Genomic DNA, 13,013 nt, shown 5'->3' with positions numbered 1-13,013 from the left:
ACCACTTGACGTTCGGCTTGATCTTGTAGGTGACCTGCTGCGGCTCCTTCGACGTGACATCCCACGAGTCGAAGACGTCGCTGTTCAGCAGCACCTTGTTGTTGCCGTCGAGCTTCAACGTGCCGGAGAGCACCGCGGCCAGGATGTAGTTGTTGTACGAGCTGTTGGTGTCCGGGGTCTGGTTGTTGTACCCCGAGTACCCGTCGTCGATACCGATCGTGACGGTACCGTCGTACGCCTGCGTGTCCGCGAGCTTGAACAAGTCACCGGTTTCGGCCTTGCCGACAGCCATCGACTTGACGTCGGTCGACGATCCGTTCGTGTCCGTGCTGCCCGAACCCGAATCGCCGCCGCTGCAGGCGCTCAGCAGCAGCGAAGCGCCGGCGACGAGCGACAAAGCGGAGACTGCTTTGGATCTCCTCATGAAGTGTGCCCTCCTAGCACTGAACCCTTGAATATCGGGACAAGGGCCCACACCGCTCCGGTTTGGATGGGCCGGAGCCTACGACACGCCAAGCGACACTCAACTGGCGCACTGCGGGTGCACGCTAGAAAGGAAAAGCACCGACAGTCACCAGTTCAGGGTCGATCGTGACCAAAGGGTGACTTCCAGCCGACATCCAGAAATACGACGGTTACCTCATGGAATCACGGGCTCCCACTCGAAGGCGTCGGTGAAGATCACCCGGTAGTACTGAATGCGTAGCCGAACGATTACTTCGGGCCGCGAGTCCAGTTCACCGCGGACCCGAACGGGCCCACCATGGGGGGACCGGGCGTTACGCCCGAGATGCCGGAACCGATCGCCAGGGTGTCAGCCAGTTGGAACAGCGGAATCACCACGTTCTGGCGCCAAAGTTCAGGCTCAAGAGTGGTGAGGGCTTCGGCGATCGGGGTCGATCCGGACAGCGCCGCGTCGATCGACGGCTGCAGCGCCGGATCGCAGAACCCCGCCGAATTGCCCGGAACGACCGGTTTGGTGGTGTCCGTGCCGGTGGTCTGCTCCAGCCGGCAGCCGAAGGTCGACGCGAGCACCGAGGCCGTGTCGCCACCGACCGCCTGCGGCACGACGGCGACGTCGATCCCGACGTTGCCCGCCGAGTCGCCGGTCGGCTGCTGGATCCCGCCGGCGACCGGCATCGCGAGCAGGCCGCTGAACAGGTCCCGCGGCTGCGGCGTGATCGGGTTGACCTCGATGCCCTGCGCGGCGAGCTGGCCGGTGAGCTCCTTGGCGATCGACGCGTACGGCTCCTGGGTGCCCGGCGAGGCGATGACCAGCGAAAGCGCCTTGCCGTTCTTGCGCCAGGTGCCCGCGGTCTTCGTGTAACCCGCCGCCTTCAGCGACTCCTCGGCCTTGGTGACGTCGGGCGCGGTGGGCGGGCCGGGCGGGATCGTCGCCGTGTACCCGCTCACCGACGGCGCCTGCACCTGGGCGTCGGCGTGCAACGCCGACGACGGGCCGCCGTCGACCCCCTCGGTGATCAGCTTGGTCCGGTCGATCAGCGCGGCGATCCCGGCGCGGACCTGCGTGTCGTGCAGCGTCGCGGAGACCGGGCGCAGCAGCACGTCGGCCACCAGCGGCCGGGCCACGGTGTGCAGCTTCACGGCCGAGCCGAGGTCGCCGAGCCGCTTGAGCCCGTCGCCGGTGGTCCTGGACAGCGCGAACTGGTCGTTGCCGCTCTGCAGCGCGGCCAGCAGTGTCTGCTGGTCCGAGCGGCGCAGCACGATCCGGTCGATCGCCGCGGGCTTCTCCCAGTAGCGCTCGTTGCGCTCGAGGACGACCTCGCCGCGGGCGATGTCGAGGCTCTTGATCGAAAACGGGCCGGCGACGGCCGGGAAGTTCGACGCCAGCGCGCCGCGCCAGCCGTCGGGCGCGTCCTTGAGCAGGTGGGCGGGCAACAGGTCCGAGAACAGCGTCTGCCAGCCGGGATAGGGCTTGGCGAAGGTGACCTCGACGCGCTTGCCGCCTTCGCGGGACTGCAGGTCGGTGATCTGCCGGTAGCCGGCGGGCCCGATCACGCCGGGCTGGTCGCGCATCTGGGTGCGCAGGTAGTCGAAGTCCTCGGCGGCGATCGGCGCGCCGTCGGACCAGGACGCGTCCGGCCGGATCTCGTAGGCGACCACGAACGGCTGCTGCGAGAGCACCTCGGCGGACTTCATCAGGCTCTTGTCGAGCTGGGTGCTGCCGTCGTCCTTCTGGCGGAACACCGAGGGCAGCAGCAGCTGCGAGAGCGCCGACGTCACCTGCGAGGAGTCCGCGAGGTTGTGCGGGTTGTACCCGCCGAGCACGTCGTCGACACCGGCGACGATCTGCGACGGCGTCTTCCCGGTGGTCGACGCGGGGGGCACCGACGAGGACACCACCGGTGGCGGCGGGGTGTTCGAGCAGGCGGTGACCAGCACGGCCGCGAGCGCCAGCACCGGCACCGCCTTGCGATTCACCCGCACGCCCCGTCCTCCCCAGATTCTCCCCGATCGGGGCCGCCATGCTCCCACGACCGCCCTCGCGTCCGGAACCGAGATTCCCACACCCGGATCGGCCGGGCCCGGCCCCCCTTGGTGCCGGTATGGGAAAGGACGCGCGGCGGACCGTCCGGGTTCCCGGACCGTTCCGGAACGGCGGAACGAACACGGCCCGGACACGGGACGGGATTCACGCGGTGGTGAATACCAGGCGTTGATGCCGCCCGAGCCCTATAAAGATATAAGGAGAAGCACGGCGGAATTCGTGACTTCGTGTCGGTAAATGGTGGACCCACGGTGACCGGACGGGAACGAAAAAACCTCCCGGTGGTGCTCACCGGGAGGTTTTTTCGCGATTCTGTGATCAGGCGTTGTCGCGGCTCTTGGCGCGCGAACGCTCCTTCGCGCGGGTGTTGACGTCCAGGGTGACCTTGCGGACCCGGACGACCTCCGGCGCAACCTCGACACATTCGTCGACCGAGCAGAACTCGAGCGCTTCTTCCAGGCCCATCTTGCGCGGGCGGGCCAGCGTCTCCATCACGTCGGCGGAGGACTGACGCATGTTCGTCAGCTTCTTCTCCTTGGTGATGTTGATGTCGAGGTCCTCGAAGCGCGGGTTCTCCCCCACGACCATGCCGGCGTAGACGTCGGCGCCCGGCTCGACGAAGAACGTGCCGCGGTCGGCCAGCTGGATCATCGCGTACGCGGTGACCGGGCCGGTGCGGTCGGCGACCAAGGAGCCGCTGTGCCGGGTGCGGATCTCGCCGGCCCACGGGAAGTAGCCCTCGAACACGTGGTTCGCGATGCCGGTGCCGCGGGTCTCGGTGAGGAAGTCGGTGCGGAAGCCGATCAGGCCGCGCGCCGGGAGGACGTAGTCGAGCTTGAGCCGGCCGGAGCCGTGCCCGCCCATGTGCTCCATGCGGCCCTTGCGCGAGGCCAGCAGCTGGGTGATCGCGCCGAGGTGCTCCTCCGGCGAGTCGATCGACAGGCGCTCGAACGGCTCGTGCACCTTGCCGTCGATGATCCGGGTGACCACCTGCGGCTTGCCGACGGTCAGCTCGAAGCCCTCGCGCCGCATCTGCTCGACGAGGATGGCCAGCGCCAGCTCGCCACGGCCCTGGACCTCCCAGGTGTCGGGGCGCTCGGTCGGCAGCACGCGGATCGAGACGTTGCCGATCAGCTCCTGGTCGAGGCGGGCCTTGACCAGCCGCGCGGTGACCTTGTCGCCGCCGTTGCGCCCGGCCAGCGGCGAGGTGTTGACGCCGATGGTCATCGAGATCGCGGGCTCGTCGACGGTGATCCGGGGCAGCGCCACCGGGTTCTCCGAGTCGGCGAGGGTGTCGCCGATGGTGATGTCGGGGATGCCGGCGATGGCGACGAGCTCGCCCGCGCTGGCCTCGGTCGCCGGGACGCGGGTGAGCGCCTCGGTGACCAGCAGCTCGGAGATGCGGACGTTCTGCACCGTGCCGTCTTCGCGCATCCAGGCCACGGTCTGGCCCTTGCGCAGCTTGCCGGCGTGGATGCGGATCAGCGCGATGCGGCCGAGGAAGTTCGACGCGTCGAGGTTGGTGACCAGCGCCTGCAGCGGCGCGTCGAGGTCGGCGGCGGGCGGCGGCACGTGCCGGAGCAGGGTGTCGAACAGCGGGTCGAGGTTCTCGCTCTCGGGGATCTCCCCGTCGGCGGGCTGCTCCAGGCTCGCCTTGCCGGCGCGCGCGGAGGCGTAGACGACCGGGAGGTCGAGGATCGCGTCGTGGTCGGCGTCCTCGATGTCGCTGGCCAGCTCGAGCAGCAGGTCGTGGGTCTCCTCGACGACCTCGGCGATCCGGGCGTCCGGCCGGTCGGTCTTGTTGACCAGCAGGATCACCGGCAGGCCGGCTTCGAGGGTCTTGCGCAGCACGAAGCGGGTCTGCGGGAGCGGGCCCTCGCTGGCGTCGACCAGCAGGACGACCCCGTCGACCATGGCCAGGCCGCGCTCGACCTCACCGCCGAAGTCGGCGTGGCCGGGGGTGTCGATGACGTTGATGGTCACCGAGCCCTCGGGCGTCTGGCGGTGGATCGAGGTGTTCTTGGCGAGGATCGTGATGCCCTTTTCGCGCTCGAGCTCGCCCGAGTCCATCACCCGGTCCACGAGCTCGGCGCGTTCGGCGAAGGCGCCTGACTGGCGCAGCATCGCGTCGACGAGCGTCGTCTTGCCGTGGTCGACGTGGGCGACGATCGCGACGTTGCGCAGGTCGGGCCGGGTCTTACCGGTCGGCCGGCCGGTTTCGACGGTAGCGCTTACTGCGGGCACGCGAGAACTCCTGAACTTCAAGGGTTGGGTGGCCGCGTAAGCCCGTCAGGCATCCCGTGACCGGCTTTGGTCACACGCGGACCTCACCAAGGATACCTGTCCCCCCATTGTGAGGAGCCCCACGCCCCCTCAACGGTTAGGCTCACCTAACGTGGAGACCCGGTGACTGTCGCCGAACCGAGGAGCGTGCGTGGGCAAGAAGCCGACCGACCCGCGAAAGGTCGTGCGCAAGCTGATGAAGGCCGGCAAGGTCAAGAAGAAGTGCTGCCGGTCGAAGCCGCGCTGCAAGAAGTGCCCGGTGCTGGCGCTCAAGAAGGCGAAGGAGAAGCTGGACCTCGCCGCCTAGCTCGTCAGTGCGGCACCGCTTCGTTGAGCAACCGCAGCTCCGGAGCGGTCTTGGTCGGCGAGAACTCGATGACCTCGTACTGCGCGAGGTGCTTCACCGAGAACGGGTCGGACGCCAGGATCGCGTCCAGCTTCCCGCGGTTCATCGGGCGCGTGATGATCACGCCGCCGATGCGCGGGTTCCGCCGCCCGGACGCCAGGAAGTGGCCGTGTTCGTACTGCTTGTTCAGCCATTCGGCGTGGTCCGGCAGCGCGTAGTCGATCTCCTCGATGGGGGCCGTGTAGTTCAGCAGGACGACATACATGGTTAAGACCGTAACTCCGTGCGTGCCCTTCCGCGTCCGGACGATGCGAAGTGGTGACGGATCGGGTGCGGTGTCGGCTATAGTCCGGGCATGCGCACGCTGAACGTCCAGTGGTGGCCGCCCTCCGGCGGCCCTCTCGACCTGCGCTGAAACCCAGCAGCGGCCGCCCCGGACGGGCGGCCTTTTTCATGCCTTCTCCGGGGTGGTCCCACCTCGGAAGGAAGACCCATGAGCAAGCTGTCCGGGATCACCCCGTCCGGCCACGTCCACCTCGGCAACTACCTCGGCGCCGTGCGGCGCTGGGCGCTCGAAGGCGGGCCGGACGACCTCTACTTCGTCGCCGACCTGCACGGCATGACGACCCCGCACAACCCGGCGAAACTCCGATCTCTGGCGAGCGAGCAGCTCGCCGTGCTCATCGCCGCCGGCATCGATCCGGAGCGGGTGTTCGTCCAGTCCGACCTGGCCCGCGAGCTGGGCGCGCTGACCTGGGTCCTGGAGTGCACCTGCAACTACGGCGAGGCCGCGCGGATGATCCAGTTCAAGGAGAAATCCAAGGGCCAGGCCGGGGTGCGGCTGTCGCTGCTGACCTACCCGGCGCTGATGGCCGCGGACATCCTGCTGCAGGGCGCGGCCGAGGTGCCGGTCGGTGAGGACCAGCGCCAGCACGTCGAGCTGACGCGGACCCTCGCCAAGCGGTTCAACAGCACCTACGGCGAGGTGTTCACCGTCCCGGAGGCGGTGCTCCCGCCCGCGGGCGCGCGGGTCAAGGACCTGACCGACCCGACGCGCAAGATGTCGAAGTCGACACGCGACGCGGCGGGCGTGGTGTTCGTGCTCGACGAGCCCGACCAGGTCCGCCGCAAGATCCGCCGCGCGGTCACCGACGGCGGTTCGGTGCCGGTGCACGCCCCGGACACCCGGCCGGGGATGGCGAACCTGCTGGAGATCCTCGCCGCGTGCCGGGGTGGTTCCCCCGAGGAGCTGGCCGGCGAGTTCTCGTCGTACGGAGCGGTGAAGGACGCCGTCGCCGACGCCGTGGTCGAGGAGCTGCGGCCCCTGCGGGAACGCGCGTCGACGCTCCTGGAGGACGCCGCGGAGCTGGAGAAGGTGCGCAAGGCGGGCGCGCAGCGCGCCATCGAGCGCGGCTCGCACCGGCTCGACGCGGCGTTGCGGATGATCGGCGCCAGTTGAAGAGCCGTGAATGGCACATCGAGGACTCCGAGTCCTCGATGTGCCATTCACGGCTTCAGTCCAGCAGCGTGCGGAAGGCCGGCAGCAGGATGCGGTCGGCGGGCAGCCAGTCGACGTCGTCGAGGTCGTCGGGCCCGAGCCACCGGACGGCCAGGTGCTCCACCGCGCGCGGCTCGTCACCGGGCGAGACCAGCGAAGCCGCGTAGATCCGCAGGACCTTGTCGCCGGGCAGCGGGATCTCCTGCCCGACCCGGTCGCCGACCTCGATGACCACGTCCAGCTCTTCGCTGCACTCACGAGCCAGGGCGAAGGCGTCGGACTCACCGGCTTCGACGCGCCCGCCGGGCAGCTCCCACTGCCCCGCGTGCCCCGGCGGCCAGGCACGCTGCTGGGCGAGCAACTTGCCGTCGCGCACGAGCGCGGCACCCACGATCACACCGTTCACAGCCCCGGAATCTACCCGGACGCCCCACCGCGGGCCGGACGCACCGCACCCCCGGCGGACGTCATGAGTCCGGCGCCACCCGCCAGGTGACCACGAACCGCGCGCCGCCGTCCGGGGACTCGCCCACCTGGACGCGGCCGCCGCGCCGCCGGACCGTCTCCGCCACCATCGCCAGCCCGAGGCCGGTGCCGCCGGTGATGCGGGCCCGGTCGTCGGACACCCGGTAGAACCGGTCGAACACCTTCTCGCGGTGCTCCGGCGCGATGCCCGGGCCGTCGTCGTCGACCACCACCCGCACCGAGGAGCGGGAGGCCAGCACCGACACCACGATCTCGCCGTGCGCGTAGCGGCACGCGTTGCGCAGCAGGTTGTCCAGCACCAGCTCCACCTCGGCGTGCGCGGACGACGCCCAGGCCTGCGCGACCGCGTTGCTCACCCGCGTCTCCGGCGCCCCCGCCGGGAGCCGGGCAACGGCCGCGCGGACTTCGCTGACCAGCTCCACCGGCGAAGCGGGCGGCACCTCCCCCGCGTCCGACCGGGCCAGCGACAGCAGCCCGTCCAGCAGCGACGAGAGCCGCTCGGCCTCGGTGAGGATGTCCGTCAGCGTCTCCTGCGCCAGCTCCGGGTCCGGGTTGGTGACGGCGACCTCGGCCTGCACCCGGATCGACGCGACCGGTGACCGCAGCTCGTGCGCGGCGTCGCCGGTGAAGCGCCGGAGCCGGTCGCTCGCCTGCTCCTGCCGCTCCAGCAGCGCGTTGAACTCCTCCGCCAGCGCGCGCAGTTCGTCGTGCGAATCCGGCAGGGCCAGCCGCGCGCCCGGCGGCAGTGCCCGCACCGAACCCCGCATGCGCGCCACCGGCCGCAGCGACAGCCGCACCACCAGCCACGTCGCGAGGCCCGCGACCAGCGCGCCGACCGACGCGACGACCACCAGCCACACCCCGCCGTAGTGCACGGCCGCGGAGAACCCGACCAGGCCGGCGCCGGCGACGACCAGCCGTTGTGACCCGTCCGGCGCGCTGACGACCGTGCCCAGGTACCGCGCGCCGTCGCTCTGCACCGGCTGCCCGGCTTTGAGCGTCGAGACGTCCGAAGCGGAGAGCCCGGTGGGAGTGCCGCCGTCCAGCGGTGCGCCCGAGATGTCCAGCACCCGCAGTGTCACCGGCGCCGCCCCGGACAGCGCCCGGCCCGCGCCGACCTCGGCGCTCGCCGGGCCGAGCGCGCCCGCCAGCTCTCGGTCGACCGAGTCGATGAGCAGCGGTGACAGCTTCGCCGCGGCCAGCGCGGCCAGCCCGAGCAGGCAGCCCAGGGTGATCGTCGCGGCCAGCACGGTGATCCGGACCTGCAGGGACCGGCCCCGCCACCACGAGATCACGGGGTGATGACCTCGTCGAGCTGCGCGTCGGAGGCCAGGTAACCGTGCCCGCGCACGGTCCGCAGCAGCGAGCCGGCGCCGACGGCGTCCAGCTTGCGCCGCACGTACCCGACGTACACCTCGACGAGGTTGCGCGTCACGGCCTGCTCCTCACCCCACACCGCGCGCAGCAGCTCGTCCTTCGTGACGACCGTGCCCGCGCGCCCGACGAGCACCTCGAGCAGGGCGAACTCCCGCGGGCTCAGCCCGACCTCCTCGCCGTTCCAGTGCACCTGCCGCAGCCCGCGGTCGACCGCCAGCGCGCCGAGCCGCAGCGTGCCGCGGCTGGCGTCCGGTCCGGCGCGGCGCAGCGTCGCCCGGACCTGTGCCACCAGCACGACGAAGGAGAACGGCTTGACGAGGTAACCGTCGGCGCCCAGGTCGAGGCCGTCGGCCTGGTCGACCTCGCCGTCCTTGGCCGAGACGAGCAGCACCGGCGTGGTGACGCCGTCCTTGCGCAGCCGCTCCAGCACGCGGTAGCCGGACAGGCCCGGCAGCATGATGTCGAGCAGGACGACGTCGAACGTGCCGGTGCTCGCCAGCTGCAGGCCGCTGGGGCCGTCCGCGGCGGTGACCACGTCCATCCCCTCCGCGCGCAGCCCGCGCAGCAGCGCCTTCCGCACGCCCGGTTCGTCGTCGACCACCAGCACCCGAGGTTTCACGCTCCTCATCATGGCCGGTTTGCGCAGGTCCCGTGGGATCTCTCAGCACGATCTCAGCCGGCGAGGGAGAACCTTCAGGGGTATCTCAGCCTCGAGAGGGAAGCGTCGTGGCCAGGGAGCCGGGCACACTCGAGTCCGGGAACACCACAGGGAGAGACGCATGAAACCGAAGACGAAGGGCATCACCGCCGCGGTCCTCGGCACCGCGCTCGGCGCCGGCGGGCTCGCGTTCGTCGCGATGCCGGCCAGTGCCGACGACAAGCCGGCGCTGCCGCAGGTGAGCGCCGAGGACCTGGTGCAGTCGGTCATGAAGGCGAAGCCGGGCGCGTTCGACGGCACCGTGAAGGTCAGCAACGACCTGGGCCTGCCCGCGATCGGGAACGCCGTGCCGGGGGCGTCGGCGCTCAACATGGACTCGGCGCACATCTTCACCGACGGCGCGGGCAAGAGCCGGCTGGCGGTCACGCAGGGGGCCAGCCAGGAGACCGTGGTCCACGACGGCACCACCGTCTGGGACTACAGCTCCAAGTCGAACACCGCGACCAAGGTGACCATCCCGGCCGAGGTGGCCCAGCAGAAGGGCGCGGGCAGCGACAAGACGGCCGACCCGGTCGCGGCGAGCACCGAGCTGCTGGCCAAGGTCCGCGAGAGCAGCACCGTGTCGGTCGACGGCACCGCGACCGTCGCGGACCGCCCGGCCTACGAACTGGTCCTGACGCCGAAGCCGACCGAGCGGACCCTGCTGCGCGAGATCCGCGTCGCGGTCGACTCGCAGACGCGGATGCCGCTGCGGGTGTCGGTGCTGAGCAACGGGACGTCGACGCCGGCCCTCGAGGTCGCGTTCACCGAGATCCAGTTCACCCAGCAGCCGGCCGACCTCTTCACCTTCACCCCGCCGAAGGGCGCGAAGGTGCAGGAGAAGACGCCGACGATCGACCAGCAGGACAAGGACCTCGCCGAGCAGGCCAAGCAGGACGTCAAGGTCGTCGGCGACGGCTGGGACACCGTCGTCACCGGCAAGATCCCGGCGGACGCGCTGAACGCGGCGCCGAAGCAGCAGGGTGAGCGCCGGGGCGGCGCCACCGACCCGCAGGCCCTGCTCGACCGGTTCGCCAAGAAGGTCAGCGGCGCCTGGGGCACCGGCCACCTCGTCACCACGAAGGTGGGCAGCGCGGTGCTCACCGACGACGGCCGGTTCGCCGCCGGTGCGGTGCCGGAGCAGGTCCTCTACGAAGCGCTGGGTCAGAAGTGACCAGCACGACTGTCGAGTCCGGGGCGGACGTTTCTTCGGAAGCGTCCGCCCCGGCGGTTCCCCTGGCCGCGCGCACCCGGGGACTGCGCAAGGTCTACGGCAGCACCGTTGCGGTGGACCACGTCGACCTCGACATCCCGCTGGGCGCGGTGGTCGGGATGCTCGGGCCGAACGGCTCGGGCAAGACGACCACCATCCGGATGCTGCTCGGCCTGGTCCGGCCGACCGAAGGTGCGGTCGAGCTGCTCGGCCGGCCGATGCCCGACGCCGCCGCGCACGCGCTGCCGGACGTCGGCGCGCTGGTCGAGGGGCCGGGCTTCCACCCGTTCCTGTCCGGGCGTGACAACCTGCTCCGCTTCGCCGCCGCCGAACCGCGGCTGACGTCGGCCGGCATCCCGAAAGCCGTCGACACGGCGCTGGAGCGCGTCGGGCTGACCGTCGCCGCACGACGGCGGTACAAGGGTTACTCGCTCGGCATGAAACAACGGCTCGGGCTCGCTTCGGCGTTGCTCGTGCCGCGGAAGATGGTTGTGCTCGACGAGCCGACCAACGGCCTCGACCCTGCTGGTACCAGGGAGATCCGCAGGATCGTCGCCGAGCTGCACGCCGAGGGTGTCACCGTGCTGGTGTCTTCGCACCTGCTGGCCGAGGTGGAGGCGACGTGCACGCACGTGGCCGTGCTGCAGGCCGGGAACGTCGTCGCGCAGGGTGAGCTGGCCGAGCTGCTGGAGTCCGGGAACGCGGCCCTGCTGGTCCGCACGCCGGACGCCGACCAGGCGGTGGAAGTGCTGCGGGAGCACCGGATCGGCGCGCGGCTCACGCCGGACGGCGTCCGCGCCGACCTCACGGCGGCGGAAGCCCCGCGGGTGCTGCAGGTCCTGGTGGGCGCGGGGGTCGCGGTCCACGAGGCGACGCGCGCCCGCACCGGGCTGGAAGACCTGTTCGCCCGGCTGACCGAGTCCTCTGTGGACGATTCTTCGGGGGGTTCGAAATGACGGCCGTCCTCGACGCGCCCGCGGCCCGCACGGGCCACGACACGGTGCCGCTGGCCCGGCTGCTGGCCGCGGAGCTGCGCTGGATCTTCCGCCGGCCGCGCACGCTCGCCGTGCTGGGCCTGCTCGCGCTGATCCCGGTGATCATCGGCATCGGCCTGACGCTGGTCGACGACAACCCGAACGCCGGCGGCGGCCCGGACGACGGCGGCGGCGCGCTGCTGGGGTCTGCGGTCAACAACGCGTTCGTCCTCCCGATCGCGGCGGTCGTGATGTCGCTGGCGCTGCTCCTGCCGCTGGCCTCGGCCATGGCGGGCGCGGACGCGATCGCCGGCGAAACCGCGCACGGCACGCTGCGCGGCTGGCTGATCGCCCCGGTCGGCCGCGGCCGGCTGCTGGCGGTCAAGGCGTTCGGCGTCGCGACCGTGTCGGTGGTTTCGGTGCTGGCGATGTGCTTCACCGGCGTGGTGACCGGGCTGATCATCAACGGCACGGACTCGCTGTTCACGCTGTCGGGCACGACGTTGTCGCTCGGCGGCGCGCTGGCCCGGATCCTGCTGATGGCGGGCTGGGTGGTGCTCCAGCTGTGGGCGGTCGGCGCGGTGGCACTGGCCATCTCCAGCTGGACCGAGCACCCGATGCTGGTGGTGGCGTCCGTGCTGGCGGCGGACATCGTGTTCACCATCCTCGGGTTCCTGACGTCACTGGACTGGCTGCACCCGTTCCTGCTGACGCAGAACTGGTCGGTGGCCCCGGCCGAAGTGCTGCAGGATCCGATGGGGGCGCAGATGCTCGGCGAGGGCGCGCTACGGGCGGGGTGTTACATCGTGATCGGGCTGTCGCTGGCCTACGCCCGGCTGTCCACCCGGGACGGCTGAGTGAAGGCGAGGATGCGGCGCCACGCGTCGTCGCACGCCTCGCCCCACTCCGCGTACGACCGGTCGAAGAACGAATGCGGCGCACCCGCGTAGACGTGCCGCTCGTACGGGACGCCGACCGCGTCCAGCTCACCGGTGAAGGCGTCGAACTCGGTTCGGCTCGTCGCGACGTCTTCACCGGCCAGGAGCAGCAGCATCGGCGCGCGGAGGTCCTGCACGACGTCCTCGACCAGCTTCGGCAGGCCGTAGAAGCCGATCACCCCGGCGAGGCCGGGCCCGGCCGCCGAGAGCCGCCACGACTGTCCGGCGCCGAAGCAGAAGCCGACGGTGAACACCGGTCCGTCGCCGAGGAAGTCCCGGGCCGCGGCGACGTCCTTCGCGACGTCGGCGGACTGCACCCGCGGCAGGTGGCTCTCCCAGTCGAACGTGTCGTCCCGTTCACCGAGCCCCGCGGTGCGGCCGTAGTAGTCGATCGCGACCGTCTCGAACCCGGCTTCGGCGAAACCGCGGGTCAGGTCGCGGTAGAACGCGTGCACCCCGCGGACGTCCGGGAGCAGGACGATCTTGCGGCCGTTCGGCGTGGCGGGCACCGCGTGATGGGCGAGGAATTCGGCGCCGTCGGACGCCGTCAGCGTGAGCGGGCCGTGCGCGGCCACCTCCCCCGCGACGGGCGGTGCGGGCGGGCGGCTTTCGGTGCTGTGGCACATGGGAAGTCCTTTCGTCACGACTCTTCACCACCGAGGCTGCCGCCCGCGCCGGTCGCGGCCCAGCCT

Annotated in this window: 12 protein-coding genes and 1 pseudogene; 5 read left to right on the top strand and 8 right to left on the bottom strand. The window is 70.9% G+C overall.

Annotated features, from left to right (window positions below; genetic code table 11):
• The 3 genes and pseudogenes from ACIA5G_RS41905 to typA form a co-directional block, all read right to left on the bottom strand.
• Positions 1-424, bottom strand: a pseudogene (locus tag ACIA5G_RS41905) (ABC transporter family substrate-binding protein); the annotation flags it as partial.
• Positions 425-714: 290 nt separating this feature from the next.
• A complete protein-coding gene (locus ACIA5G_RS41900) occupies positions 715-2,448 on the bottom strand; it encodes an ABC transporter family substrate-binding protein (RefSeq protein ID WP_395933779.1) in 1,734 nt (577 codons plus the stop codon).
• Positions 2,449-2,827: 379 nt separating this feature from the next.
• Positions 2,828-4,753, bottom strand: a complete 1,926-nt coding sequence (gene typA, locus ACIA5G_RS41895; protein WP_395933777.1) for a translational GTPase TypA — start codon at positions 4,751-4,753, stop codon at positions 2,828-2,830.
• A 190-nt stretch (positions 4,754-4,943) separates the two neighbouring features.
• Between typA and ACIA5G_RS41890 the strand changes: the two genes are divergently transcribed.
• Positions 4,944-5,099: a hypothetical protein gene (locus ACIA5G_RS41890; protein ID WP_395933775.1), complete on the top strand. Its 156-nt coding sequence runs from the start codon at positions 4,944-4,946 to the stop codon at positions 5,097-5,099.
• A gap of 4 nt (positions 5,100-5,103) precedes the next feature.
• Here ACIA5G_RS41890 and ACIA5G_RS41885 read toward each other — a convergent pair whose 3' ends face one another.
• Complete coding sequence (locus ACIA5G_RS41885; RefSeq protein ID WP_395933773.1) at positions 5,104-5,403, bottom strand: YciI family protein; 300 nt, start codon at positions 5,401-5,403, stop codon at positions 5,104-5,106.
• Between the two features lie 228 nt (positions 5,404-5,631).
• On the opposite strand from ACIA5G_RS41885, the gene trpS reads away from it, so the two are divergent.
• Complete coding sequence (gene trpS, locus ACIA5G_RS41880) at positions 5,632-6,597, top strand: tryptophan--tRNA ligase (RefSeq protein WP_395933771.1); 966 nt, start codon at positions 5,632-5,634, stop codon at positions 6,595-6,597.
• 55 nt (positions 6,598-6,652) lie between these two features.
• Here trpS and ACIA5G_RS41875 read toward each other — a convergent pair whose 3' ends face one another.
• The 3 genes from ACIA5G_RS41875 to ACIA5G_RS41865 form a co-directional block, all read right to left on the bottom strand.
• Positions 6,653-7,042 (bottom strand): (deoxy)nucleoside triphosphate pyrophosphohydrolase, encoded by a 390-nt coding sequence (locus ACIA5G_RS41875; RefSeq protein ID WP_395933769.1) that lies wholly within the window; start codon positions 7,040-7,042, stop codon positions 6,653-6,655.
• A 61-nt stretch (positions 7,043-7,103) separates the two neighbouring features.
• Positions 7,104-8,417 (bottom strand): sensor histidine kinase, encoded by a 1,314-nt coding sequence (locus tag ACIA5G_RS41870; protein ID WP_395933767.1) that lies wholly within the window; start codon positions 8,415-8,417, stop codon positions 7,104-7,106.
• A complete protein-coding gene (locus ACIA5G_RS41865; RefSeq protein ID WP_395933765.1) occupies positions 8,414-9,130 on the bottom strand; it encodes a response regulator transcription factor in 717 nt (238 codons plus the stop codon). Before ACIA5G_RS41865 ends, ACIA5G_RS41870 begins: the two co-directional genes overlap by 4 nt.
• Positions 9,131-9,278: 148 nt before the next feature.
• Between ACIA5G_RS41865 and ACIA5G_RS41860 the strand changes: the two genes are divergently transcribed.
• From ACIA5G_RS41860 to ACIA5G_RS41850, 3 genes are read left to right on the top strand one after another with little or no spacing between them, the layout of a single operon-like run.
• Positions 9,279-10,370: an outer membrane lipoprotein carrier protein LolA gene (locus ACIA5G_RS41860; RefSeq protein WP_395933763.1), complete on the top strand. Its 1,092-nt coding sequence runs from the start codon at positions 9,279-9,281 to the stop codon at positions 10,368-10,370.
• Positions 10,367-11,365: an ABC transporter ATP-binding protein gene (locus tag ACIA5G_RS41855; protein WP_395933761.1), complete on the top strand. Its 999-nt coding sequence runs from the start codon at positions 10,367-10,369 to the stop codon at positions 11,363-11,365. The genes ACIA5G_RS41860 and ACIA5G_RS41855 overlap by 4 nt, the downstream gene beginning before the upstream one ends.
• The gene (locus ACIA5G_RS41850) at positions 11,362-12,240 is read left to right on the top strand and encodes an ABC transporter permease (RefSeq protein WP_395933759.1); all 879 of its coding nucleotides are present in this window, start codon (positions 11,362-11,364) and stop codon (positions 12,238-12,240) included. Before ACIA5G_RS41855 ends, ACIA5G_RS41850 begins: the two co-directional genes overlap by 4 nt.
• Here the strand turns inward: ACIA5G_RS41850 and ACIA5G_RS41845 are convergent.
• Positions 12,210-12,947, bottom strand: coding sequence for a dienelactone hydrolase family protein (locus tag ACIA5G_RS41845; RefSeq protein ID WP_395933757.1), 738 nt, complete (start codon positions 12,945-12,947; stop codon positions 12,210-12,212). The two genes, ACIA5G_RS41850 and ACIA5G_RS41845, sit on opposite strands and share 31 nt — an antisense overlap.
• Positions 12,948-13,013 lie beyond the last annotated feature (66 nt).

The sequence above is a fragment of the Amycolatopsis sp. NPDC051758 genome (genome assembly GCF_044453095.1).
Taxonomy (GTDB): domain Bacteria; phylum Actinomycetota; class Actinomycetes; order Mycobacteriales; family Pseudonocardiaceae; genus Amycolatopsis.
This window is presented reverse-complemented; position numbering and strand designations above follow the sequence as displayed.

Bases quoted from the DNA above. Each gene is read 5' to 3' on its own strand.
- ACIA5G_RS41860 (WP_395933763.1), top strand. From the start codon at position 9,279: ATGAAACCGAAGACGAAGGGCATCACCGCCGCGGTCCTCGGCACCGCG.
- trpS (WP_395933771.1), top strand. From the start codon at position 5,632: ATGAGCAAGCTGTCCGGGATCACCCCGTCCGGCCACGTCCACCTCGGC.
- ACIA5G_RS41850 (WP_395933759.1), top strand. From the start codon at position 11,362: ATGACGGCCGTCCTCGACGCGCCCGCGGCCCGCACGGGCCACGACACG.
- ACIA5G_RS41845 (WP_395933757.1), bottom strand. From the start codon at position 12,947: ATGTGCCACAGCACCGAAAGCCGCCCGCCCGCACCGCCCGTCGCGGGG.
- ACIA5G_RS41865 (WP_395933765.1), bottom strand. From the start codon at position 9,130: ATGATGAGGAGCGTGAAACCTCGGGTGCTGGTGGTCGACGACGAACCG.
- ACIA5G_RS41885 (WP_395933773.1), bottom strand. From the start codon at position 5,403: ATGTATGTCGTCCTGCTGAACTACACGGCCCCCATCGAGGAGATCGAC.